General features: G+C 71.6%; 24 protein-coding genes. 9 read left to right on the top strand and 15 right to left on the bottom strand.

The annotated features are described in order from the left end of the window. Positions 1-5 precede the first annotated feature (5 nt). Positions 6-1,307 carry a hypothetical protein gene (locus tag AB0H84_RS01045; RefSeq protein ID WP_357596195.1) on the bottom strand — a complete coding sequence of 434 codons (1,302 nt, stop codon included), beginning with the start codon at positions 1,305-1,307 and terminating at the stop codon, positions 6-8. Between the two features lie 146 nt (positions 1,308-1,453). Between AB0H84_RS01045 and AB0H84_RS01050 the strand changes: the two genes are divergently transcribed. Further along, positions 1,454-2,002 carry an XRE family transcriptional regulator gene (locus AB0H84_RS01050; protein WP_357596198.1) on the top strand — a complete coding sequence of 183 codons (549 nt, stop codon included), beginning with the start codon at positions 1,454-1,456 and terminating at the stop codon, positions 2,000-2,002. Between the two features lie 20 nt (positions 2,003-2,022). Here the strand turns inward: AB0H84_RS01050 and AB0H84_RS01055 are convergent, their stop codons facing one another. The 10 genes from AB0H84_RS01055 to AB0H84_RS01100 all read right to left on the bottom strand — a co-directional run bounded on the left by AB0H84_RS01055 (position 2,023) and on the right by AB0H84_RS01100 (position 7,989). Next, positions 2,023-2,790: a methylated-DNA--[protein]-cysteine S-methyltransferase gene (locus AB0H84_RS01055; protein WP_357596201.1), complete on the bottom strand. Its 768-nt coding sequence runs from the start codon at positions 2,788-2,790 to the stop codon at positions 2,023-2,025. Next, positions 2,787-3,347, bottom strand: a complete 561-nt coding sequence (locus AB0H84_RS01060; RefSeq protein WP_357596204.1) for an RNA polymerase sigma factor — start codon at positions 3,345-3,347, stop codon at positions 2,787-2,789. Before AB0H84_RS01060 ends, AB0H84_RS01055 begins: the two co-directional genes overlap by 4 nt. 100 nt (positions 3,348-3,447) lie before the next feature. Then, positions 3,448-3,750: a DUF1416 domain-containing protein gene (locus AB0H84_RS01065; protein WP_357596207.1), complete on the bottom strand. Its 303-nt coding sequence runs from the start codon at positions 3,748-3,750 to the stop codon at positions 3,448-3,450. Then, positions 3,750-4,589, bottom strand: coding sequence for a sulfurtransferase (locus AB0H84_RS01070; protein WP_357596209.1), 840 nt, complete (start codon positions 4,587-4,589; stop codon positions 3,750-3,752). The genes AB0H84_RS01065 and AB0H84_RS01070 overlap by 1 nt, the downstream gene beginning before the upstream one ends. Beyond that, positions 4,586-4,999, bottom strand: coding sequence for a DUF4395 domain-containing protein (locus AB0H84_RS01075; RefSeq protein WP_357596212.1), 414 nt, complete (start codon positions 4,997-4,999; stop codon positions 4,586-4,588). The genes AB0H84_RS01070 and AB0H84_RS01075 overlap by 4 nt, the downstream gene beginning before the upstream one ends. Before the next feature lie 171 nt (positions 5,000-5,170). Further along, positions 5,171-5,620, bottom strand: coding sequence for a thioredoxin family protein (locus tag AB0H84_RS01080; protein ID WP_357596215.1), 450 nt, complete (start codon positions 5,618-5,620; stop codon positions 5,171-5,173). 28 nt (positions 5,621-5,648) lie between these two features. Further along, a complete protein-coding gene (locus tag AB0H84_RS01085) occupies positions 5,649-6,452 on the bottom strand; it encodes a zf-HC2 domain-containing protein (protein WP_357596217.1) in 804 nt (267 codons plus the stop codon). Beyond that, entirely contained in the window at positions 6,449-6,961 is a 513-nt protein-coding gene (locus tag AB0H84_RS01090) for a sigma-70 family RNA polymerase sigma factor (RefSeq protein WP_357596220.1), read from the bottom strand. Before AB0H84_RS01090 ends, AB0H84_RS01085 begins: the two co-directional genes overlap by 4 nt. A 37-nt stretch (positions 6,962-6,998) precedes the next feature. Further along, positions 6,999-7,664: a DUF2993 domain-containing protein gene (locus AB0H84_RS01095; RefSeq protein WP_357596223.1), complete on the bottom strand. Its 666-nt coding sequence runs from the start codon at positions 7,662-7,664 to the stop codon at positions 6,999-7,001. Between the two features lie 73 nt (positions 7,665-7,737). Further along, on the bottom strand, positions 7,738-7,989 hold the full coding sequence (locus AB0H84_RS01100; protein ID WP_357596226.1) for a MoaD/ThiS family protein: 252 nt from the start codon (positions 7,987-7,989) through the stop codon (positions 7,738-7,740). Positions 7,990-8,165: 176 nt separating this feature from the next. On the opposite strand from AB0H84_RS01100, the gene AB0H84_RS01105 reads away from it, so the two are divergent. From AB0H84_RS01105 to AB0H84_RS01115, 3 genes are all read left to right on the top strand, one after another. After that, the gene (locus tag AB0H84_RS01105; RefSeq protein ID WP_344997929.1) at positions 8,166-8,858 is read left to right on the top strand and encodes a response regulator transcription factor; all 693 of its coding nucleotides are present in this window, start codon (positions 8,166-8,168) and stop codon (positions 8,856-8,858) included. Between the two features lie 104 nt (positions 8,859-8,962). Further along, positions 8,963-12,454 (top strand): tetratricopeptide repeat protein, encoded by a 3,492-nt coding sequence (locus AB0H84_RS01110; protein WP_357596229.1) that lies wholly within the window; start codon positions 8,963-8,965, stop codon positions 12,452-12,454. 68 nt (positions 12,455-12,522) lie between these two features. Further along, positions 12,523-12,891 (top strand): hypothetical protein, encoded by a 369-nt coding sequence (locus AB0H84_RS01115; protein ID WP_357596232.1) that lies wholly within the window; start codon positions 12,523-12,525, stop codon positions 12,889-12,891. Positions 12,892-12,947: 56 nt separating this feature from the next. Here AB0H84_RS01115 and AB0H84_RS01120 read toward each other — a convergent pair whose 3' ends face one another. Then, complete coding sequence (locus AB0H84_RS01120; protein WP_357596235.1) at positions 12,948-13,610, bottom strand: hypothetical protein; 663 nt, start codon at positions 13,608-13,610, stop codon at positions 12,948-12,950. 104 nt (positions 13,611-13,714) lie between these two features. On the opposite strand from AB0H84_RS01120, the gene AB0H84_RS01125 reads away from it, so the two are divergent. From AB0H84_RS01125 to AB0H84_RS01145, 5 genes are all read left to right on the top strand, one after another. Continuing rightward, on the top strand, positions 13,715-14,317 hold the full coding sequence (locus tag AB0H84_RS01125) for an alpha/beta family hydrolase (protein WP_357596238.1): 603 nt from the start codon (positions 13,715-13,717) through the stop codon (positions 14,315-14,317). 85 nt (positions 14,318-14,402) lie between these two features. Beyond that, positions 14,403-15,041 carry an ATP-binding cassette domain-containing protein gene (locus AB0H84_RS01130; protein WP_357596241.1) on the top strand — a complete coding sequence of 213 codons (639 nt, stop codon included), beginning with the start codon at positions 14,403-14,405 and terminating at the stop codon, positions 15,039-15,041. Then, positions 15,025-16,227, top strand: a complete 1,203-nt coding sequence (locus AB0H84_RS01135; RefSeq protein WP_357596244.1) for a hypothetical protein — start codon at positions 15,025-15,027, stop codon at positions 16,225-16,227. Before AB0H84_RS01130 ends, AB0H84_RS01135 begins: the two co-directional genes overlap by 17 nt. Continuing rightward, entirely contained in the window at positions 16,224-17,909 is a 1,686-nt protein-coding gene (locus AB0H84_RS01140; protein WP_357596247.1) for an ABC transporter permease subunit, read from the top strand. Before AB0H84_RS01135 ends, AB0H84_RS01140 begins: the two co-directional genes overlap by 4 nt. After that, a complete protein-coding gene (locus AB0H84_RS01145) occupies positions 17,906-20,176 on the top strand; it encodes a hypothetical protein (RefSeq protein WP_357596249.1) in 2,271 nt (756 codons plus the stop codon). The genes AB0H84_RS01140 and AB0H84_RS01145 overlap by 4 nt, the downstream gene beginning before the upstream one ends. 2 nt (positions 20,177-20,178) lie before the next feature. Here AB0H84_RS01145 and AB0H84_RS01150 read toward each other — a convergent pair whose 3' ends face one another. From AB0H84_RS01150 to AB0H84_RS01160, 3 genes are all read right to left on the bottom strand, one after another. After that, positions 20,179-20,874: a zf-HC2 domain-containing protein gene (locus AB0H84_RS01150; protein ID WP_357596252.1), complete on the bottom strand. Its 696-nt coding sequence runs from the start codon at positions 20,872-20,874 to the stop codon at positions 20,179-20,181. Positions 20,875-21,027: 153 nt separating this feature from the next. Beyond that, positions 21,028-21,525, bottom strand: coding sequence for a sigma-70 family RNA polymerase sigma factor (locus AB0H84_RS01155; RefSeq protein ID WP_357597876.1), 498 nt, complete (start codon positions 21,523-21,525; stop codon positions 21,028-21,030). Between the two features lie 119 nt (positions 21,526-21,644). Beyond that, complete coding sequence (locus tag AB0H84_RS01160; protein WP_357596255.1) at positions 21,645-23,945, bottom strand: SpoIIE family protein phosphatase; 2,301 nt, start codon at positions 23,943-23,945, stop codon at positions 21,645-21,647. Positions 23,946-24,020 lie beyond the last annotated feature (75 nt).

Consider the following 24,020-nt stretch of genomic DNA (forward strand, 5'->3'; position numbering starts at 1 on the left):
ACGGCTCAGACGTCGTTGAGCGGCTCGCCGTTGCGCCGGGCCCTGGTGGCGGCGATGTCGTACGCGGCCGCCAGCAGCGACATGGTCAGCACGGTCACGATCATGTCGCGCACGAAGGACACCGGCGGCTCGATGAAGGCGAACGCGTTCTCCTGCTGCGTCCCCACCAGCGTCAGCAGCCCCCGCGAAGCGTACTGCCCGGCCACCGTGATGATCCCGTAGCACAGGCACATCATCCCGAACAGCGGCGCCCCGCTCTTGACCACCATCCGCAGGGAGTTGGCCAGCGGCAGCCAGCGGTCCCTGAAGCCGCTGGTGAGGTGGTCGAACGACTTCTGCGTGAGGTCGTGGCTGTGTTCGAGCCGGTCCACGCCCTTCTCCAGGCGCGTGCCCTTGAGCAGGGCGCGGGTCTCGTCGGAGTAGCCGCCGAAGACGAGCATCGCCACGGTGAGCCAGGCCAGCGGGACGGCGACGGCGTCAAGGAAGAGCGGCCAGACGTCGCCGATGAAGCCGGAGACGGCCTCCCACAGCGGCACGCTCTTCTGCGCCTCGGCCCAGAAGTGTTCCGTGCCGGCGACCACGTTGCGGTGCTGGATCCACTCGGAGCGCGCGGTGGCGATGAAGAAGGTGGCGTTCAGGCCGTAGAAGACGAAGGCGAACTCGGAGAAGGCGGCGAGGAAGCCGTAGAAGCTGTTCTTACCCTTCTCGACGAGCTTCGCGAAGAGCCACTTCAGCCCGAACATGACGACCATCGTCCCCAGCGACACCCGCCAGTCCAGATCGATGAGCCCCCGGCCGACGTGCGACTTCTCGCCGAACCAGGCCGCGCCCGTCAGGTCGTGGAAGTGGTGGAACATGTCCATCTGGTAGACGTCCCTGGCGTCCTCCGTCTGGAACCCCCACGACAGGTAGAGCACGGCGAAGGCCGGGGCCACCCGGTCGAGCACGCGGAAGAAGCGCTCCTGCGCCACGCCCTCCTCGACCCTCGCGCGCATCTCCCACAGCGCGCCGCGCAGCGAGTAGAGCATGCCGGTGGTGACCGTCATGGCGGTCAGCACGATGAGTGTGAGCAACGTCATCACGGCGACCAGGCGGACCTGCCTGAAGTCGCCGTACGCGACCTCGGTGGCGCCGTACAGCAGGACGAAGCGCGCGAGCCGGCCCGCGGCGAACCAGAAGATCAGCGGCAGGGCGCACTTGCCCGCCAGCCGTAGGGTGTGCAGGGGCAGCGAGTACGGCGACGGCATCCCCGGAGCCGGCGTAGGCCCAGGTCGGGGCGGCGCCATCACACCTGTCGAACCGGACATCTGCAGAATCGTATCGGTCTGCCCCATCTGCCGCAGCCGCAACTCCCCAAAGTGCGTGTCGGTGCGGGTGTCGTCCCCTGGCAGTGACTAAAGAATTATCGGCGAGGACTCGCGACCACGAAGCGTGACGCGTGCACCATGGCTCTATGGAGCCGCAGCCCGCAATGGACGCCGACCCCCGCGTGGTGGGGGATCGCCTACGGCGACTGCGTCAGGAGCGCGGCGTGTCGCTGTCGGAGCTCGCCAAGCACTCGGGCGTCGACAAGGCCATCCTGGCCGACGCCGAGACCGGCACGCACAATCCCACGCTGGAGACGCTCTGGGCGATCACCGCGCAGCTCGGCGTGCCGATCGGGGCGCTGCTCGCCGACCCGCCGGAGCCGCAGATCATGCGGGGCACGGCGATGGAGGCGGAACTGCTCGAGGTGTTCGAGGACGAGCGCGTCACGTACGAGCTCTACCGGGTCACCGTCCCGCCCGGCCTCACCCAGACCTCGCCCGCGCATCACGAGGGCGTGAGCGAGCACGTCACCGTCTTCACCGGCACGCTCAGCGCGGGGCCCATCGACGAGCCGCTCACGGCCGGGCCGGGCGACCACATCTCGTGGGTCTCCGACGTGCCCCACGGCTACCGCGCGCGCGGCCCCGACGTCGTACGCGCCACCGTCCTCATCCGTTACCCGGCCAAGCCCTGAGCGGCCCCCGTCCTGCTCGACTACGCGGCGGCGGGCCGGCAGGTGCGGCACGGGCGGTAACCGGCCGCCTTCGCCTGGGCAAGGGTGCGGAAGCCGTGCCGGTGCCTGGGCGTGATGCGCCTGGCGTTGTGGCACGTCGGAAAGCACACGACGCCCGTGGTGTCGCTGGCCAGGTAGAAGACCCGCTCCCCCGCCAGCTCCCGCAGCCGCTCCAGATCGGCGCCCTCGGCCAGCAGCAGGCGCTCCTTGGCCGCCGGGCCGAACACGTAGTCACCCACGACGCCGTCCGACCTGGTGACGCGGTGGCACGGGATCAGCAGCGGCACGGGGTTGCGGCCGAGCGCCGTGCCCACCGCGCGTACGGCCCCCGGCCGGCCGATCCGCTCCGCGATCCACGAGTACGGCCTGACCTCGCCGCGCGGGATCGTACGGGCCGCCTCCAGCACGTCGCGCTGGAAGTCACTCAGCCCGCGCAGGTCCAGCCGGATCCTGGACGCGCGGCCGGTGCGCAGCGCGGGCAGCAGTCCGGCGGGCGGCCGTTCCGCGGGCAGCAGCGGCCGGGCGAACCGCTTCCTGAACGCCTCCGCGAACCCCTCGCCCGGGTGCACGTAGGCGACGCCCTGGTCGGTGAACGCGGCCCCGAGCTCACCGATCGGGCTCGGCACGCGTACCCAGCGGGCGGCGATCCGATCGAGCAGCCCCTGTGGCGCGTCGGTGGCCAGCCCGGCGAGCGCGGCGAGCAGCCCGTCCGGCGCTTGTGCTCCATCGAGCAGCGGGTCGTGGGTCATCGGGCACCTCCCAGTACGCGCAGCCGCCGCAGCCCGCGTGACACATGCGACTTGACCGTACCCTGGGGGATCTTGAGCACGGTGGCGATCTCACTGACCGGCAGGTCGACGACGTGCCGGAGCACCACCGCGACCCGCTGCTCCTCGGGGAGCAGGCCGAGCAGCTCGGCCAGCTCGTCGCCGGTCTCGCGGCGCACCGCGCTCTCCTCGACGTCCTGTCCGGGATCGGCTTCCTCGACCGGCTCGTCATACAGCTCGGGTGGCGGCTTGCGGGACTTGGCCCTGGCGCAGTTGCGCCAGAGGTTCATCAGGATCGTCATCAGCCAGGCGCGCGGCTGGAGCGCGGCGATGCGGTCGCGCTCGTAGCCGGCCAGCGCCCGGTACGCGCGAAGGAACGCCTCCGCGGTGAGGTCCTCGGCGTCGGCCCAGCGCCCGCTCAACCGCAGCGCGGTCGAGAAGACCAGGCCGCGGTAGGCGCCGTACAGCTCGGCGAACCCCTCGTCGAGGTCGGCGAGCAGCGCCTTGCGCACCGGGTCGAGACAGTCGGTTTCACTCACGCTTGCTACAACACCGCCGCGTGCCGATCCGTTGCAGCACCGCGGTCAAAAAACCGGAAGCCCGCGTCCGGGAAGGACGCGGGCTTCTGCGCTGAACGGCTCAGACGGCGACCGCGAGCGAGGCGACCTCGCCCAGCTTGGCCTCCACCTTGATGTCCCTGGTGACGCCGCCGCCCGCGATGATGCGGACGGTCCAGTCGCCGGGAGCGGCGAAGAAGCGGAAGATGCCCTCGTCGGACACCACCACCTCGCCCGTGAACTCGCCGGAGTGGTCGAGCAGCCGTGCGTACGCCGTGCCGGCGCCCGTCACCACGCCCTGGATCACGGCCTGGGTGGCCAGGTCGATCCCGGCGGGCAGCGCGATCGTCTGCTCCGGCGCTCCGCAACCCTGTGCAGTCGTCATCAGCGGGCCTCCCCCAGCTCGATCGGCACGCCCACGAGCGAGCCGTACTCGGTCCACGAACCGTCGTAGTTCTTCACGTTGTCCTGTCCGAGCAGCTCGTGCAGGACGAACCAGGTGTGCGCCGAGCGCTCACCGATGCGGCAGTAGGCGATGGTGTCCTTGCCGAAGTCGACCCCGGCCTCGCCGTAGAGCGAGCGCAGGTCGTCGTCGGACTTGAACGTGCCGTCGTCGTTGGCGGCCTTGGACCACGGAATGTTGCGGGCGGTGGGCACGTGGCCGGCGCGCTGCGCCTGCTCCTGCGGGAGGTGCGCGGGAGCGAGCAGCTTGCCGGTGAACTCGTCGGGCGAGCGCACGTCGACCAGGTTGAGCTTGCCGATCGCGGCGACCACGTCGTCGCGGAAGGCGCGGATCTTGGTGTCCTGCTCCTGGGCGACGTACTGCGTCTTGGCCCGCTCGGGCACGTCCCGCACCAGCTCGCGGGAGTCGAGCTCCCACTTCTTGCGCCCGCCGTCGAGCAGCTTGACGTTCTCGTGACCGTAGAGCTTGAAGTACCAGTACGCGTAGGCGGCGAACCAGTTGTTGTTGCCGCCGTAGAGCACGACGGTGTCATCGTTGGAGATGCCGCGGTCGGACAGCAGGGCCTCGAAACCGGTCTTGTCCACGAAGTCGCGGCGCACCGGGTCCTGCAGGTCCTGCCGCCAGTCGACCTTCACGGCGCCACGGATGTGGCCTTTGTCGTAGGCGCTGACGTCTTCGTCGACCTCGACGAGGACGACTCCAGGGGTGTCGAGGTTGGCCTCGACCCAGTCGGCGTCCACCAGGGCGGCGGAGCGGCTCATTTGGGAACCTCCATGTTGGCGGCGGGCAGTAGACGGCGAATGAGCAGGTACATCTCGCAGCCAAGGCAGAATCCGAAGGCTGCGTTGAGGAAGGCGGCGAGGAGAGCCCCGGCCGTGGCCGCGAGGGCCAGCGGCACGATCCCGGCGAGGTACCCGGCCAGCCCCACGACCGCGAAGGCGAGCCCCACCCCCTGCGCGAAGCGCGGCGGGCGGGCGTCCTCCGTCTCCTTCGGCACGCTCGTGACGAGCGCCTTGAAGAGCACCGTGTACGGCGAGCGCCATGCGACTCCGAGCGCGAAGACCACCGCCTGGGCGGCGAGCGGCCAGGCGCTCCCCGTCACCAGAACGAGGGCGAGAACCAGGGTGGTGATGGCCGCGCCGAAGCGCAGCGCTCTGGGGTCGGCACGCATCGAAGGATGCTCCTGAAGGGTCGATGGGGCGGACCAGACGTCCGCGGGATCGTCCTCAGGCAGCGCGACAGAGCGCGGTGGTCACACGGCAGAAATCTACCGCGCGCCGCTTCGTCAGCAGCTCTGTCGTTGGGTTCATGCCGAAGACACTACTCGGCGTCTCGTCATCTGTCACATCTCGTCCGGTTGGTGAGACGATTCTTGAGACGGCGCAGGGGGGACGGCCGCGGCGAGCGCCGCCAGGACGTCGGCCTTGCGGGGCTGGCCGGCGGCCTTCTTCACGATCCTTCCGCCGGTGTCCAGCACGAGGACGGTCGGCGTGCGCATGATGTCGAGCCGCCGTACGAGGTCGAGCCGCGACTCGGCGTCGATCTCGACGTGGCTCACCCCGGGCACGAGCCCGCTCACGTCGGAGAGGATCCGCCTGGTCGCCCGGCACGGCTGGCAGAACGCCGTGGAGAACTGGACGAGGGTCGCCCGCTCGCCCAGTCTCGCGCCGAGATCGACCTCGGACAGCCGGTCTCCGTCCGTGTCACGCACCCGTCCGTCGCGGCGCAGGCGTACCACCCCGATCACAGTGCCGAGCGCCAGGGTCGCCAGCGCCACCCACCAACCAGTCATCTCCCGATGCAACCACGCGCGCCCGCGATTACTTCCGCACCGGGACCTTGACGAGCGCCTTTCCCGACTGGTCGACGACGTAGAACCTGGTGATCTCGGTCATGGGCAGCGACGTCTCCACCTTGACCACGGCGTTCGCCTCATATGCCTCCTGGCTCACCGCCCAGCTCTCCGTGCGGTAGCGCCGCCCGTCCGCGGCGACGACGAGCAGGCTGCAGGTGGTGCCGACGGGCACGCCGCCGAGCTGCACGCCCAGCTCCGTGCCGCCGTCGTCGCCGGGCCAGGCCGACACGCTGGCGCTGAAGCCGTTGGCCGGGTTCCTGCCTTTGAACGTGGGCCCGTCCACCGCGTCCCGCGGCGCCCTGCTCGGCAGCTTGCTCGCGGTCGGCTCGGCCTGGCTGCTCAGCGACTTCGCCTTGCTGTCTTCGGGCGCGTCGAGCACGCTCGCCGGCGGCTGGGTGGACTCCGGGCGGGCCGACACGGGCATCGCGCTCTGCTGAGGGCTGTCGCTCATGGCCGTCCAGACCGTGCCGCCGAGCGCCAGCGCCACGACGGAGGCGGCCGCCACCAGCAGCAGCCGGCCGCGCCTGGTCCGCTTGACGCGGTCGTTCAGCAGCCGGTCGAGCACCTGCCGGGGCGGGCTGGCCACCAGCTGGACGTCGCGCTCCGACACCTTGCCCAGGAAGGAGGCCACGCCTTCGAGGTCGAGCAGCTCGGCCCCGCACTCCTCGCAGGTCGCCAGGTGCTGGTCGACCTCCAGCGCCTCGTCGGGGTCCAGCGCGCCCAGGGCGTGCGCGCCCAGGGCCAGCCGTACCTCCTCGCACGTCATCATGGCGCCAACCCCCGCTCCTCGAGGGCGAGCTTGAGCGCCCGCAACGCGTAGTAGGTACGCGACTTGACCGTGCCCGGCGGAATGCCCAGCGTCGCCGACGCCTCCTTCACCGATCGCCCCCGGTAGTAGACCTCCAGCAGCACCTCGCGGTGCTCCTGCCTGAGCGCGGCCAGCGCCTCGGCCACCGCCCACGACTCGACCGCGCGCTCCAGGTCGTCGTCGGCCGGCAGGACCGCCAGCGCCTCGTCGCCGGTCTCCTGTGGTCTGGACTTCTTCGCCCGGTGCTGGTCCACGACGAGGTTACGGGCCACCGTGAACAGCCACGCGCGGATCGGCTTGCCGGCGAGAGCCTCGGGATGCCGCCAGGCCCGCAACAGGGTCTCCTGCACGACATCCTCCGCCCTCCCAGAGTCACCGGTCAGCCGCAGGACGTAGCCGTAGAGTGGCCCGGCGTGTTCGTCGAAGAGGGTCCTCACGAGTTCCTCGTCCGCGGTGCCGGCTGCGCTCACGTCCCCTTCACGTATGCCGGGCGCCCCCGGTTCAACGTCATCCACGAATCGGCACGTCAGACGCTTCGGCCGAGAACTCCAACCCTTGGGTCACGCTCTTGACCCCGGTCACCTTCACGTCGAAGGGCAGCTTCCCCTTGAACGGGATCGTGTAGGAGACGAGCTGCGCGAGCTGGCCCGGCACGCCGTTGATCTTCTCCGCCTGGAGCTTGATGCCCCCGTCGGCCACCTCGACCCGCATCTCGGCGTTGAACTTCACCTTCTGCACCCCCACCGTCACCTCGCCAGACGCGGTGAGCCGCTGCCCGTTGCCGCCGATCTTGACGCCCTGGGGGGCGTACTTGTCGATCGTCTTCCTGCTCAGGATGCCGCTGATGGCCACGCGGCGGGCCTGGATGTTGGCTCTGTTCTGGAGGACGTCCGCCAGGGGCGCCGTCACGTCGTAGGCGGCGCCCCGCAGGTTCTCGACCGGCACGCCGCCGTAGGTGAACGTGCCGAGATCGAACCGTACCTCCGGATAGCGCCCGGAGATGGCCTGCGTGAGGAACGGGATGCCCTCGATGGTCACGGTCGGCTTTCCGGAGAGGTCGGACGCGGCCGCGATCCTGTTCGCAAGGTCACGCTCGACCCCGGCCACGGCGACCCTGTCGACGACGCCGAGGAGGACGATCAGCACGATCAGAAAAACGATCAGCTTGCGCATGGGGCTACCTGTCTATGGCGAGGGGGCAAGAGCCTATCGACTGGCATCACTCATTCCCGTACGAAGCCGCCCATCACCCCCCGGCGAACGGCGGCAGCACCTCCACCGTCACCCCGTCGGCGAGGACGACCTCGTCATGGGGCCGCTTGCCGACCGGGGACCCGTCCACGATGAACGAGCACCGCCGCACCACCCGTGCGAGCTCTGCTCGATTCTCTGTGATTTTCGTCATGAGTTCACCAAGATTGGCCGCGTCGAACGGCTCTTCCGCCACGCCTGCCGCATCCTTCGCCGCGGCCCAATAACGGACCTTTCCCGTGGCCATGGGCACCTCACAATCAGTTTCTGGTCTATTGTGCGTCGCCCTTAACGAAGTTGTTTCAGGAGACGCGCTGTTCACCTGCTGGACGCGCAATGGACGCGACTTGCTCGTGGGATATCCTCACCTACAGGACCTGGGCGACGTAGCCCCCGGGTCCTTGCGTGTTTGAGGAGGCCGTAATGAGCAACCTGCTCCTGCTGACCAACGCCCTCGAGCCGTCCGCCGAGGTGCTTCCGGCGCTGGGGTTGCTGCTCCACTCGGTCCGGGTCTCGCCCGCGGAGGCGTCCGCGCTGATCGACACGCCTCCGGCCGACGCGGTTCTCGTCGACGCGCGCAAGGAGCTCGTGCACGCCAAGAGCCTGTGCCGGCTGATCCGCACGACCGGCATCGACTGCCCGCTCCTGGTGATCGTCACCGAGGGCGGGCTGGCCGCGATGACGGCCGAGTGGGGCGTGGACGACGTGCTGCTCGACAGCGCGGGGCCGGCCGAGGTGGAGGCGCGCCTGCGCATGGCCACGGGCCGCATCTCGCAGGCCGGCGGGGAGGACGTGCCCGACGAGATCCGCAGCGGCGACCTGTCGATCGACGAGGCCACCTACACCGCGCGGCTGCGCGGTCGGGTGCTCGACCTCACGTTCAAGGAGTTCGAGCTGCTGAAATACCTCGCGCAGCACCCCGGCAGGGTCTTCACCCGGGCCCAGCTGCTGCAGGAGGTCTGGGGCTACGACTACTTCGGCGGCACCAGGACGGTCGACGTCCACGTACGCCGCCTGCGCGCCAAGCTCGGCACCGAGTACGAGTCCCTCATCGGAACGGTCCGCAACGTCGGCTACCGCTTCGTCCCCGACCGCCAGGACACCGCCGCCGTCTGAGCCGATTGACAGGCGCGCCCGCTGATGTGACAAATTGTCGTTGAGGCTGTTTCACGTCTGTCATATGAGGAGGACACCGCCGTCCCCAGTTGGGTGGTGTCGCGGTGGATCTGTTCCGGTCATTGATCGACGAGGGCGCGAGGCCCCGCGTCTTCCGGCGCAATGAGACCGTCTGCTCGCCGTTGCGGCCGGTCAACCGCGTTTATGTGATCGACTACGGCTACGCCCGCGAATACACCCCCGCCGGCGAGCGCGAGGCCATTCACGACCTCCGCGGCGACGGCGACCTCATCGGGGAGCTGGCCTTCTGGAGCCCCGCCGAGCGCACCAAGATCGACGCCCTCACCGAGCTGCGCGCCTGGCCCATCGACCTGCGCCGGTTACGCGAGCACGCCGCCACCAGCCCGGCCGTGGCCACCGCGCTGGTGCAGGAGCTGTTCGCCAGGAACGTGGCGGCCCGCAGGCACGAGGCGCTCGCCCGCGCCCCCGTCTCCGCCCGGCTGGCCGTGTGGCTGCTGCACCTCGACGAGCGTTACGCGCTGGCCTCGGAGTCGGCGCCGCCGCTGTCGATGGAGACGCTGGCGGACCTCGTCGGCAGCTCTCCCGACGTGGTGCAGCGGCAGCTCACGCAGTGGGTCCGGCGGGGCTGGCTGGTCCGGCCCGGCTACCGGCGGCTGCGGATCGCCGACCCGTCCGCGCTGCGTGACGCGGCGGGCGGCTGGGAGCATCTGTCGGCGCCGTGGCAGGGGCACGTGACGCCGTTCCTGACCCGGCCGGGCGCGATGGAGCCGCTGCCGGTCGGCGGGGTGCCGAAGCCGCGCCAGCTCCCCGCGGACGTGCCCGACTTCACCGGGCGGCAGCAGAGCCTCGACCTGCTCACCGACTGGCTGGAGCGGCCCAGGCGGACGAACACCATGGTCGTGCAGGGCCTGCCGGGCGTGGGCAAGACCGCGCTGGTGACGCACTGGGGACACCTGCACGCCGACCGGTTCCCCGACGGGCAGATCGTGATCGACCTGCGGGGCCAGTCGCCGAGCCAGCCGCCGATGACGCCGGCCGAGGCGCTGGGGCAGATCCTGCGCTCGCTCGGGGTGGGCGAGCACATGCCCGCCGACGACGGGGCCGAGCTGATGCTGCTCTACCGCAGCAGGATCGCGGGCCGGCGGCTGCTGCTCATCCTCGACAACGCCGCCGACCCGGCGCAGGTGCGGGCGCTGCTGCCGGGCGGGAAGGACTGCGTGGTGCTGGTGACGAGCCGCACGCGGATGGCTCCGCTGCGGGCCACCGGGCACGCCGACCTCATGGACCTGCCGGTGCTCGACCCGGGCAACGCGGTGGCGCTGCTGGTGGCGGTGCTCGGCGGGGACTCGCCGCGGGCCGCCGACAGGGACGCGCTGGCAGAGCTGGCCCGGGTGTGCTCGTACCATCCGTTCGCGCTGCGGATCTCGGCGGCCAAGCTGGCCGAGAACCCCGGGCTGAGCGTTCAGGAGCGGGTCCAGGAGCTGCGCGGGCCGGGGCGGCTGCTGATGGGCGATCCGGAGGAGGCGTTCAGGTCGGCGCTGGACCTGGCGTACGAGTCGCTGAGCCCGGGGCAGCGGCGGGCGTTCCGGCACGTGGGGCTGCTGCCCGGGCGGGACTTCACGCCCGAGGTGCTGGCCGCGGCGCTCGGCGTGCCGGTGAGCGAGGCCGTGGTGGCGGTGGAGGGGCTGCATCGGGCGTACCTGGTGGAGCCGCTGGCCGGGCCGCGCTACCGGGTGCACGACCTGGTCAAGCGGCTGGCCAGGGAGCTGGGCAGGCACGCGGAGGGCGGCGTGCGCGAGGCCAGGGTGCGGCTGCTCGACCATTACCTGGCGAAGGCGACGGACCCCGCGACGCCCCCCGAATGGTTCGAGGCGGAGCGGCGCTCGCTGGTCTCGGCGGTGCGGATGGCCGAGGAGAGCGGCGCGCAGGGGATGGCGTGGCGGCTCGCGAAGGCCGTGTTCGAGCCGTTCAGGAGCCTGCGTTACTACGAGAACAACCTGGAGATCCAGCAGGCCGGGCTGACCTCGGCGATGCAGGTCAGCAACCGGCGGGCGATCGCGCTCATGCGGGGCAACCTCGGCTCGATCCACCGGGACATCGGGCCGTCGACGCTGGCGGCCAGGTTCATCGCGGAGGCGCTGGACGACTTCGCCTCGCTCGGTGACGCCGAGGGGCGGGCCCGCGCCCTCAACGACCTGGCCGAGGTGCACGGCATCGCGGGCAACAACGACGAGGCGCTGAAGTGCGCCGGCGCGGCGCTCGACCTCTACCGGGAGATCGGCGACCTGGCCGGGGTGGCGAACTGCCTGCATACGCTCTCGCGGCTGCACCTGTCCCAGGAGCGGTACGAGCTGGCGCTGCAGCACGCCGGCCAGGCGCTGGAGGTACGCGAGGAGCTCGGCGACCGGAAGGGCACGGCGCAGAGCCTGATCATCCTGGCCACGGTGCAGCGGAGCCTGGGCGAGCCCAACGCGGCGCTGTCGGAGGGCCTGGAGGCGCTGTCGATCTGCCACGAGCTGGGCGACGAGCACGCCGAGGCCGAGACGCTGCTCTGCCTGGCCGAGATCTACGACCTGCTGCGGCTGCCGCACGACGCCCGCCGCGACGCCGAGCGGGCGCTGGCCGGCTACACGGCGACGGGCGACCAGTACGGCTGCGGGCGAGCCCTGTGCGCGCTCGGGCGGATCGCGCGCAACGGCTCGCGCTACGACGAGGCGCTGTCGTACTACGAGCAGGCGCTGGCCGTACAGGTCGAGCTCCACCACGAGCAGGGCAAGGCGGAGACGCTCGGGGACATCGGGCTGGTGCACTGGCGGCTGGCGGACTACCTGCGGGCCGACGACTACCTCAACCAGGCGCTGGCGATCAGCCGGGTGATCCGCGACGAGCCGGTGGAGGCCCGCATGCTCAACCGGCTGGCCAGGGTGCGGCGGCGGCAGGGGCTGCCGCACGTGGCGTTCGTGTACGCGCTCGAAGCCCTCGACATCGTGCAGGGCCTGGGGAACCGGCGGGCGGAGGCGGACGTCCAGGAGACGCTGGCGAACACGTATCTGTCGCTGGGGCAGCACCAGCCGGCCTTGGAGGCGGCCAAGGCGTCGCTGGCGATCAGGGAGGAGCTGCGGGACAACCGGGCCAGCGCGCTGCTGTCGATGGCGCAGGCGCTGCACACGGCCGGCAAGCCGCAGGCGGCGCTGAAGCTGGCGTGGGAGACGGTCGAGCTGCAGAACGAGACCGGCACCAAGGACCGGTGGGCGGCGGCGCTCACGACGCTGGCCATGATCCTGCTGGACCTGGACCTGGCCGGTGAGGCGCTGGTGTACGCGCGGCAGGCCAGGGACGTCCACCTGGAGTGCGGGACCAGGAGGGACCTCGGGTGCGCCCTGCGGGCGCTCGGCCTGGTCTCCGCCAGGCAGGGCGACCGCGCGGCGGCGGTCGAGCAGCTCCGGGAGGCTCTGCGGCTGCTCGAAGAGGTGGGGGACGCCTTGGAGGCGCGGCGCGTGGCGGTGGAGCTGCGCGAGCTCGGGGCCGTATCGGGCACTGAAACATCGCTAAAAGTCGTGAAATCTCGGATGTGAGGTCGGAGATCTTATCCGGACATTCCCATTAGCTGGTTTTACCAGCTACTCACACGGGGGTGATCCGGATGCTCAAGAACCACGTGCGTCGCGACCTTCAATGGCTGAAGCGCCAGGCGCGCAAGGACCGGCGGATCACCGCCGCGGTGCTCGCCGGAGTGCTCGCCGCCTGGATCCGCCAGCTCCCGCCGTCGGACCCGCCGGCCGGGTCGCCGGTTCTGCTCGCCCTCTCGCTCGGGCTGCTCGGGAGCTCGTGCGCGGCCTGGCTGATGTCGGCGTACTTCGTCACCAGGACCGTCAGGGCGCGCAAGGAGCCGGCGGAGCAGCTCCGGTGGGTCTCCAGGATCAGCCAGGGGAAGGAGTGGGCGTTCTGCTCGCTCAGCGCCTACGTGGCCTGGCACCTGCTGCACTTCGTCACCGCGCTGGTGCTGGGCTGACCGGGCCGGCGGCGGGGCGACACCCTCGGAATGGGGCCGGGTGTCGCCCCGCCGTCTCATGTCAGCCTGGCCGCTTCCAGCTCCTCGATCCGGATGCCCGTCCCCGTGTGGACGAACCGGACGATCTCCGCCGTGTCCAGCTCGGCCAGGCCGAGGTCGACGTCGGCGTGGGCGTCGCACCACTCGACGATCCGGCGGGGGTCCGTCAGCGGGCCCGCGAAGTGGACCAGGCTGACGTACCAGCGGTCGCGTACCCGGCCGTGCTCCAGGTGACGTACGCCGCGGGACTCCATCGCGTGCGCGAACCGCTTCCAGAGCGTGACCAGCGTGTCGTCCTCGAGGTGGCCGCAGGCCACGACACCGCCCGGATGGGGGCTCACGCCCGACAGCCGTACCCTCGCGGGCGCGAGACCGTCCACCGCCTCGATCAGGGCGTCCCGGTAGACCACGCGGAGCGGGTCGCCGGCCGGGATCCGCTCGCGGTACGGCTCCAGCCCCCTCAGGGTGAGGTGCAGGGTCCGCCGGCCGTGCACCCAGTGCCCCGGCGCCTCTATGGTCCCGGCCAGCGCCGCCAGCCGGTCGAGCACCTCGCCCGCAGGGCGCAGCACGGCCGACGCTCCCCACCGCCGGCCGCCCTCCACCATGGGAGAGTCGTGGGTCGCCCGCCCTGCCAGCAAGGCCTCCCGTCCTCTGGCCCGGAAGTCAAGGAAATCGGACATCCGCGCAGTATAGGGATCACGTCTCGCCGTCGCAGGGGAAACGTGGTGCAAGAGCGGGCCTGCGGGGAAGGCGGAGGGAGAGAGCGAAGAGGGAGGTGTGGCAGGTGGAGGGCGATCTGGTCATCCCTGACACCGCTCAGGGAGTGGTGGTCTTCGCGCACGGCAGCGGCAGCAGCCGGCACAGCCCGCGCAACCGTTACGTGGCCGAGGCGCTCGGCCAGGCCGGCCTGGGCACGCTCCTGTTCGACCTGCTCACGCCCGAGGAGGAGAGCGACAGGGCGAACGTCTTCGACATCGGGCTCCTGGCCGAGCGGCTGCGGGAGAGCACCGCATGGGTACGCCGGCAGGACGCGGCGGCGGGGCTGCCCGTCGGATACTTCGGCGCGAGCACCGGCGCGGCGGCGGCGCTGTGGGCGGCGGCCGAGCCGGACAACGAGATCGCCGCGATCGTCTCGCGCGGCGGGCGGCCCGACCTGGCGGGGCCCCGGCTCGCGGCGGTCCGCGCGCCCACGCTGCTCATCGTGGGCGGCCGGGACCCGATCGTGGTGAAGCTGAACGAGGAAGCCCAGCGGCATCTGCGTGCCGAGAGCCGGATCACCGTCGTGCCCGGCGCCACCCACCTGTTCGAGGAGCCCGGCGCCCTGCAGGCCGTGGCGGAGCACGCCAGAGACTGGTTCTCGACCCACTTCCTCCGGGTGGGCACTTAGCGGAATCGCGCAACTACGTTGCCGTGATCCACTGTTTGTGAAAACGTCGAGGTGGAGGACATCCGACTCGACGGCGGTTGGGGACGTGCCACTTCTTGAGCTCTCCGGTCTCACCTGGCAGACGCGCGGGACTTCCCGGAGGCTCGGGCCCAAGTCCCTGACCGTCGGCTCAGGGCACACCGCCGTGGTGGTGGCGGCCGACAGCGCCGAGGCCGACACGTTCACCGACATCCTGCTCGGCCTGGAGATGCCGGACGACGGCCGGATCCGCCTGGACGGCCAGGAGATCACCATGTGGCTGCCCTCCGAACGCGAGATCGGGCTCGTCCCGGCCGGCGCGGGGCTGCTGCCGCACCTGACCGTCGAGCAGAACCTGATGCTGGCCGCGCGCGACGACCTCCCGCCCTCGTTCCTCCACAGCAGGGTCGCGTACATCGCCAAGCGCATGGACATCCACGGCTTCTTACGGTCGAGGCCGCACGAACTGGCCCACGACGAGCGGCTGGGTGTCGCGCTGGTCCGCGCCCTGTGCCGCAAGCGCCCGCCCAAGGTGATGGTGATAGAGGACCGCGCCGGCTTCGGGCCCTGCCACGCGGCCGTGAGCGCGGCGCGGCGCGCCGATCGCAACCTGCCCGTGCTGGTCGTCGCCGATGACAGGACCAGGGTGGCCAGCCTGCCCTCGCCTTCGTCCTACCGGGAGATCGACGATGTCCCTGCGCCGTAGAACGTTCCTGGCCGCGATCCCGGCGGCGGCGCTGGCGGGCTGCGCCGGCGAGCGGCCGCTGCAGGTGGCGGTGGTGTGGAGCGGCGAGGAGCTGCGGCGCTTCAACGAGGTGGTGGACGAGTACGGCTCCGTCAACGTCTACTCGGCGGGCGACAACATCGGCGCCCTGCTGCGCGGGCCGGCTCGGGAGGTCCTTCCCGACGTGGCCGTGATCCCCCGGCTCGGCCTGCTCTTCGACCCGTCGATCCAGAGCCGCATCAGACCGCTGGCCGAGGCGGGATCCCGGCAGCCGGCGTTCTGGCGCGGGCTCGTGACGCCGTACGGGAGCGACGAGCGGCTCGGGGCCTGGTTCAAGATCGCGCACAAGTCGCTGGTCTGGCACCGGGCCGGCGAGGGCACGCCGCCCGCGGACCTGGACGGCTGGCAGCCCGGCAGGCTGGCGATCGGGGCGGCCGACGGGTGGGTGCTCAGCGACTGGTTCGAGAACGTGCTGCTGGCCTACGCCCCCGAGGTCTACGGCGGGCTGTTCCCGCCGCTGGACAGTGCCGACTGGTGGCGCGCGCCGCAGGTGGCGAGCGCGCTCAAGCTGCTCGGAACGGTCTGGCGGAGCGCGTTCACCCCTGAGCAGGGCAGGCGCGCTCTCACCATGCAGTTCCACGACTCGATACTCGACGTGTTCGTCTACCGCACCGCCGACTTCGTGGCCGCGCCCGATTTCGCCCTGCCGGTCATCGAGCGGCACGCCGGCAAGGGCGCCGCGGCGTACTTCCGGTTCCCCGCCTACCGGCAGAACCCGCCCCCGCTGGTCGTCGGCGGCGACGTGGCGGTGGCCATGAAGGACGGCGGCGAGAAGGCGGTCGACTTCGTCAACTGGCTGACCAGGGAGCGCAAGAAACCCGACGCGCTGACCCGCTGGGTGGCCGACGGCGGTTTCCTGACGCCGTTCACGCTGCCGCCGCACGAGCTGCTGCGCGAGCCCGCCCAGGAGCTGAAGTCCGCGGCGAACGCCCACTACGACCTGTCCGACCGGCTCCTCGGCGGCCTGGAGGGCGGCGACGGGCGCGGGCTGTGGCGGGTGCTCACCGAGCTGTTCACGGACGTCACCGTCAACACGGTCGAGCCGGACACCGCGGCGCGCGCGGCCCAGGACAAGCTCTACGCCGGCAGCAGGGAGGGCGCCCTGTGAACAGCTTCATGTTCGAGGTGGCGCCGCATCACGACGCCAGGATCCCGGTGGTCAGGCACGGGATAAGCCGCTGGCGGGCCTCGCTCTACCTGCTGCTCGCGGTCCTGCTGTCGGCGGGCGTCATCCTGGTCCCGCTCTGCGCGACGGTGGTGCTCAGCCTCTCCGGCGGGCTCGGCGCGTACGACGTGCTCTTCGACGGCAAGGTGCTCCAGGCGCTCGGCAACTCGTTCGTGTGGCTGGTGCTGGCCGTGGTCGTGTGCGTCGTGGGGCTCGGCCTGGCCTGGCTGGCCAGGAACGCGGGGCCGGTGCTCGGCGGCGTGCTCCGCTTCCTGCTGGTGCTGCCGGCCGCCGTCTCCCCGCTCACCACGGGCGCGATCTTCCGGCTGATGTTCGACACCAACCCGCGGCGCGGCCTGGTCAACGCCCTGTTCGGCACCGAGGTGGCCTTCCTCGGGCCCGTGTGGATCTGGCTGGTGTTCGGGCTCGCGCTGATCTGGCAGTGGGCCGGGGTGGCATTCCTGGTCTTCCACGAGGCGCTGGCCCGGATGCCGACCAACCTGCTCCGGATGGCCAGGGCGTTCGGCATCGGGCGGCGGCGCCGGCTCTGGTCCGTGCTGCTGCCCGCGCTCGCCGCTCCGGCCGCGCTGGCGTACCTCTTCGCGCTGGTCGCGGCGGCCCGGGTGTTCGACGTCGTGCTGATGGGCGCGCCCGGGTCGATGCAGGCCGAGATCGAGGGCGGCGGGCTGTTCTGGTGGCGGCACCACGGCGACCTGGGCGACACGCGGGCCTCCGCGCTCTCTGTGGGGCTGTCGGTGCTCGTGGCCGTGATGGCGGTGCCCGCCCTGTCCGGGCTGCGCGGGCGGGCGACCTGGGCCGGGCCGGTGGCCGCCGCGCCTTCGCGGAAGGGCTGGCGGGTGTGGCTGCCGTCCGTGGCGGTGTCGGTGCTCTGGGTGCTGCCGTTCGCGGTGCTCGTGCTGACCTCGCTGCGCGACCCGGTGGCGGCGGCGGAGTCCGGGTGGTGGCGCGGCGGGCCGTGGACGCTCGGCTCGTACGCGGACGCGCTGGCCGACGCCGGGTTCGTCCGCGCGCTCGGCACCACGTTCCTGCGGGCCTTCGTGGTCGTGTGCCTGGTGCTGCTCGCCGCGGTGCCGGCCGCATACGTGCTGGCGCACGAGCACCTGCTGCCGCGCCGCGCCTGGCGGCCGGTGCTGCTGGTCGCGGTTGCCCTGGCCGTGCTGCCGCCGCAGGCGTTCGCGGTGCCGCTGCAGCAGTGGCTCAGCCCCGTCGGCACCGCTCCGGCGCTGGCCATCGTGCACGCGGCGCTGGTGATCCCGCTGGCGGTGCTCGTGCTGCACAACGCGTTCGTCCGCGTGCCGGCGCCCATGCTGGCGCGTGACCGGTGGGAGATGTTCCACGTGGTACGCGAGGCGCGCCCCGCCGTGGTGCTGGCCGGGGTCCTGGCGTTCGTCCTGGTGTGGAACGACACGGTCGTCGGGCTGCTGCTCAACTGGCCGGCGGGCGACCACCTGCAACTGATCGTGCTGGAGCAGTCGCGCCACTTCATGAGCGCCGCGAGCGCGGTGGCCGCGCAGTCGGTGATCGCGACCGCGGTGCCCGTGCTGGTGGTCGTCGCCACCGCGCGCTGGCTGTACAGGGGGCTGACGCGAGGGGTACGCCGATGACGGACTTCTCGCGAAAGGACCGCCTGCGCTTCCGCCTGTCCCGGCTCTCCAAGCAGGCCGGGGCCCACCTGCCCGAGCTGGGGCTGGGGCTGGGCGGCCTGGTGACGGCGAGCGGCACGGTCCTGCTGCTGCAGGAGAAGCTGATGGAGCGGGTGGCGGAGTGGCTGCCGCCCTGGCTGCTCGTCATCCTGATCCTCTCGCTGCCGGTCGCCACGGGCTGGCTCACCCATGTCGTACGCAGCCGCCGCAGGCCCGCACCCCAGCCGATCTTCCACCGCCAGCCGTTCCCCGACAAGATCGACGGGCTCGTCGGCAGGGACGCCGAGATCCAGCAGGTCCAGAAGCGCGCCAAGGAGAGCGGGATCGTCGTCGTGCAGGGCGCGACGGGCATGGGCACGTCCGCCGTGTCGATCGCGGCCACGTGGGGTCTGACCGACGACGCCCGCAAGCAGCGGTACGCCGACCTTCGCGGCCCCGACAGGGACCGTCCGGAGACGCCGCTGAGCGTGGCCCAGCGCGTCCTGCGTACCCTCGACCGGCCGCCCGGCACCATCCAGGAGCCCCAGGACGCGACCGCGCAGGTGATGGAGGCGCTCACCGGCACCGAACGGGTGCTCCTGCTCGACAACGTCAGCACGTGGAGCCAGATCGCCTGGCTGCCGCCCAAGGTGCCGGGCGCGCACATCGTGGTGGCGGGGACGTTCACCGACGAGCTGCCGCAGCACGTCCAGCCGATCCGGATCGGCCCCCTTTCCTCGGAGGACGGGCGGCGGCTGCTGGCCCGCCACGTCGGCGAGGAACGCGTCAACCGCGACCCCAAGGCGCTGGGCCTGCTGGTGGACGCCTGCCTCAACACCCCGCTGGAGATCATCAGAATCGGCCGCTGGCTCGCCCGCAACCGCCAGGTCACGCTCCAGGACCTGGTCGACGACCTGCGAAGCGTGTCCGTCGACAAGATGCTCGACTTCGTGCTCGAGCGGAGCATCACGCAGCTCAGGCCGATGGCCCAGCAGCTGTTCGTCCTGCTGGCGGGGCTGCCGATCGCCGAGGTCGACCACCTGGCCGCCGCCGCGCTGCTCGGCGTGCCCTCGGCCGATGACGCCATCGGGGAGCTGGCCGAGCTGGGCCTCGTCGAGAACGTGCGCATGACGCGGGTCAGGGTGGCCGGCGCGTTCCGCCGTGGCGGCACCCCGCTGGAGGCCGCGGCCTGGCGGCGCCTGGTGGAGCACTTCGCCGGCCGCGCCGACTCGTACGGCGCCCTGCTGCCGGGCGAGGAGGCCCGCGCCTGGTTCGCGCTCGAGGACCGGGTGCTGCTGCAGATGCTGGCGTTCGAGAACCCGGCGCCCAAGACCGCGCGGGCGCTGGCCCGGATCGCGGACGGCCTGGAGACGTGGTTCCGGCTCGAGCAGCGGCACGAGGACCGGCTGCGGGCGGCTGAGGCGCTGGCCAGGGCGGCCAAGGCGATCGGCGACGAGCACGTGCAGGCCACGGCCGAGCTGCGCCAGTGCGCGACCCTGCTCACCTGGGGCGACCCGCGCAAGGCGCGCCAGCACTTCGACCAGGCGGCGGCGCTGCGCGTCAAGGTGGAGTCGTGGCCCGCCGAGCTGCACCTGCAGCACGCGGCCATCCTGCTGGCCGGCGGCGACGAGTTCACCGCCGTCGAGTCCGCGCTCGTACGCTACGGGCAGGCGCTGTCCGGCGGCGACTTCGCGGGGCACTCGATCCGGCTGACCAACGTGGCCGCGCTGCTGCTGCGCAAGGGGCAGACGCTCGACCACGACGGGCGCGGCACCGAGGCCCGGCGCCTGTACTCCGACGCCCGCGCCGTGCTGTACGAGTCGCACGCCCTGGCGGAGCGGGCCGCGGACCCCAGCGCGGCGGCGCACGCGCAGGAACTGCTCGCGCTCGCGAACCACTACCTGGACCAGCCCAACGACGCGAAAACCCATCTGGAGGAGGCCGAGCGGCTCTACGCGGAGAGCACGGACGAGGTCGGGCGGGCCCGCTGCCTCGTGCAGCGGGCCGTGGTGCTGCTGGACGCGCCCGATCACCGGCCGGACGAGGTGGTCGCCCTGCTGGAGGAGGCCGAGCCGCGGCTGCCTCCCGCGGGGGTCAGCATGGCGCTGACCCACCTGCACCTGGCCCGGCTGCGGCCCGGCCGGGCCGCGGAGCACCGGGCGGCCGGGCTGGCGGCGCTGGCTCCCTGGGACGGGATCGCCGAGCCGCGGCAGGTCAGCGAGTTGCGGGCGAGCTTATCGGCTCTCTGAGCTCACACCTGGATGGTGGCCAGGGTGCGGCCGTCGAAGGTCTCGACCGCGAAGTGGTTCAGCTCCGACTCCGGCAGGCTGGTGCCGCCGTGCAGCAGCAGGGGGTCAGGGGAGCCGGGCACGCCGTACCCCTTGTCGGGGACGCCCCAGCTGGCCACCGTCTCCGAGCGGCCGTCGTCGCCCACCGCCATGAGGCGGCACTGCAGCGGCCCCTTGACGCCCTTGAGCTCCAGCGCGACGTGGGTGCCCCAGCCCTTGTCCTCCAGGCCGACGACGGCGGAGACGCCCGTGGCCGGGTCGACGGCGGAGTACGTGTGGCCGGTCATGAGGAGCGCGCGGGCCGGGCTGTGGACGCTGTCGGGGTTCGGGCCGCCGGTCACCGAACCGACCGCGAGGAACACGCCGGCCGCGACGACGAGGCAGGCGGCGGCGGACATGAACGCGCGGTGCAGCCGCCGGCGGCGGCGCTCGGTGGCGGCGCGGCGTACCAGGAGCGACTCGACCTCGGGTTCGGGCGAGTGGGGCAGCAGATCGTCCGGGTGCACACCCTTGATCAGCTCCCCCATCGCCGCGAACGCCCCGGCCTCTTCCGCGCAGCTCGCGCAGCCGCTCAGGTGGCGTTCGAACTCGACGCGCTCCTCCTCGCCGAGCAGGCCGAGCGCGTACGCGGCCACGTCCTCGTGACGCACCTCGGTCATGAGCGCGTCACCTCCTGCCTGCTGTCGTGACGCGGCTCGTGTGTCATGGCAACGTCACCCCCCTTTCCCCGTGACTTTCCCCGTGACTTCCGTTGCGACTTTCCCGGTGACGCGGCTCCCGTGTCATGCCAGCGTCTGTCATGGCAGCGTCTGTCATGGCAGCGTCACCCCCCGTTCCTCCAGCGCGACCCGTAACGCCCGCATGGCGTAGTAGACGCGGGACTTCACGGTGCCCACCGGCACGCCGATGGTCTCCGCGGCCTCCTGGACGGTGCGGTCCAGCAGGAACGTCTCTGTGAGCACCTGGCGGTGGGCCGGCGAGAGCGAGAGCATCGCGTCCGTCACGACGATCTCGCGGAGCAGCCGCTCGTCCTCCGCCGCCACGGCGTTGGCGCGTTCCGGTACGTCCTCGACGGTGTCGAGCGGGCGCGAGCCGGAGCCCCGCCGGTTGTCGATCACCACTCTGCGGGCCACCGTCGCCAGCCAGGGCATCAGCGAGCCGGAGTCGGTACGCAGCTCGTGGAGATTGCGCCAGGCGCGTACCAGGGTCTCTTGCACGACGTCCTCGGCCCAGCGCCGATCGCCCCCCGTGAGGCGGACGGCGAAGGCCATCAAGGGGGCGCCGTACTCGCGGTACAGGGCTCGGACCATGGCTTCGTCGGTTACGCGGTGATTCACGCCTCGGGCTCCTCGCACTGCGGATATCCCGAAATATCCCGCTGATATTGGAATTCTCACTGTAGCCAGCAGAAGGCCCGGCGGGTGGCTCTTCAGCGGAGTTGGATGCCCACCAGGCAGGTGTCGTCGTCGGTGTCGGAGTTGCTGTGGGTGAGCAGGTAGTCGAGGCGGTGCTCCAGCGTGGACGTCTGCCGCGTCGCCGTCCGCAGGAGTTGCTCCTGCGAGTGGTGCAGGTCGCGGTCACGCCGCTCGATCAATCCGTCGGTGTACATCAGGATGATGTCGCCCTGCTCGAGCTGGATCTGGCCCTCGTCGTAGTCGGCCTCGGACACGGCGCCGAGCAGGATCCCGCCGATCAGGTCCAGCTCCACCGCCTCGTCCCGCCTGATGAGGATAGGGGGCAGGTGTCCGGCCCTGGCCCAGCGCAGGACCCGGGTCTCGGGGTCGTAGAGCGCGCAGATGGCGGTGGCCGTGACGTTCTCGGTGAGGTGGTGGGCGACCAGGTTCAGCCAGCCCAGCATCTGGCTGGGGCCGGCGCCGGTTGCTGCCAGGCCACGCAGCGCGTTGCGGAGGACGACCATGCCGGTGGCCGCCTCGATCCCGTGACCGGCGACGTCGCCCACCGACAGCAGGATCTGCTTCGACGGCAGGACGGCGGCGTCGTACCAGTCGCCGCCGACCAGATGCTCGTGCTCGGCCGGCCGATAGCGCACGGCGATGTTCAGGTCGAAGGCCTCCATCGGCCCTCGGGTGGGCGGCATGATGGCCCGCTGCAGTTGCAGAGCCAGCCGGTTGCGCTCGGCGGCTTGCTGCTCGCTGTGGGCGAGCTGGTCGCGGGTGGCGGCAAGCGCCACCTCCGTCCAGTGCTGGGAGGAGATGTCCTGGAACGCGCCCCGGATGGCCAGCAGCCTTCCGTCGGGGGCGAGGACCGGGTCGGCGACCACGCGGATGTGCCGGGCGATGCCGTCCGGCCGCTGCAACCGGAACGTGGTGGAGTCCGGCAGGCGGTGATGCAGCAGCTTGCGAACGAAGCGGCCGATGGCGTCGGCGTCGTCGGGGTGGGCGTAGTCGGCGAGCTGCTCCAGCGGGATGGGAGGCTGGCCCGGCTCGAGCCCATGGAGGGTGTAGAGCTGGCCGCTCCAGGTGATCTCCCCGGTCAGCGCGTCCTCCTCGAACGCGCCGAGGCGGCCCAGGCGCTGGGCATGCTGGAGCAGGCTGGCCAGGCGCGCCGACTCGTCCTGCAGCCGCCAGATCAGCAGCACGCCCTCGCCGTGACGGGTGACGCTGACGGTCGCGATGTTGTCCAGCGGGACCTGATCCACCAGAGCCGTGATCGTCATCTGGTCGGCGATGAACGGCTCGCCGGTCGCGTGCACGCGCTCGATCATCGAGAACAGCCCGCCTTCATCGGCGGCCAGCGGGTACGCCTCCAGCATCAGCGCGCCGCTGACGGCGCCGGCCGGGCGGCCGGCCGGATCCACGAAGCGGGGGTTGATGTGGCTGATGCGGAAATCGGCGAGATTGCCGTCACCGTCAAGATGCGGCGTCAGCACCAAGGCCGCGTCCGGCAGCGCGTCGGCCAGGTTGACCAGCTCGACCAGGCCCAGCAGGTTGCCGGAGCCGGCAGGCAGTTCGAGGGTGTGCGCGCACAGGTCGGCCAGGGCCTCGACCTGCTTGATCACCTGCGGCGGCTGCGGCTCCAGCGGAGCCGGCCAGCCGATCTCCAGCACGCCCAGGATGCGCCCGCCCGTCCCCGCCGGCACGGTCACCCGCCCCCCGTCCGGCGCCTCGCGCATCCCGATCGAGGGCAGGCCGACCTCGCTGAGCGCCTGCGTCCACACGGATTCGCGCTCGATCAGCGCACGCTGCGCTGGGGTGGCCACCCCCGGCGGGACATAGCGCCACCGCCGGGCCTCCGCGGCGCTGAATCCGGCATGGCCCACCAGGGTGAGAGAGGCGTCGGATCCCGCCGCCCAGATGGCCACACCCGTCGCCCCCAGCGGCGCGAGGGCGTTCTCCAGCAGCGACTGCGCCACAGCCTGGGACTCGGTGGCCGTCAGCATGCCGATCTCGGCCGAGCGCAGCCGGACCGCCACGTCGGTCACCTCGCGCGGGCTCCGTCCCGACCGCGTCCCGTCCAGGAAGTCACGCGCGGTCTGGCTGATGCGGTCGCGCGCCGCCTGGTTGATGATGTCGGCGGCCAGTTCGAGCTGGGTCAGGTCCGCCTGTTCGGCCAGAGTGGCGAGTTGCTGCGCGGCCGCGGTCGGGCCGCACTGGAGCCGCTCGACCAGGATGCCCTTGGCCACCTCGATCAGGGCACGCCCCTCGGCGGCGCGCTGGGCACGCCGGATCTCCTCACGCAGTCGTTCGACGGTGGCCGCCAGCCGCCCCACGTTCGTGACAGCGCCGGCTGACGCACGGCCGGCCCGCGAGAGGGGGGCGGGTGACTGCTGATGGCTTTGCAACTT

The sequence above is a fragment of the Nonomuraea sp. NPDC050786 genome, from assembly GCF_040654115.1.
Taxonomy (GTDB): Bacteria; Actinomycetota; Actinomycetes; order Streptosporangiales; family Streptosporangiaceae; genus Nonomuraea.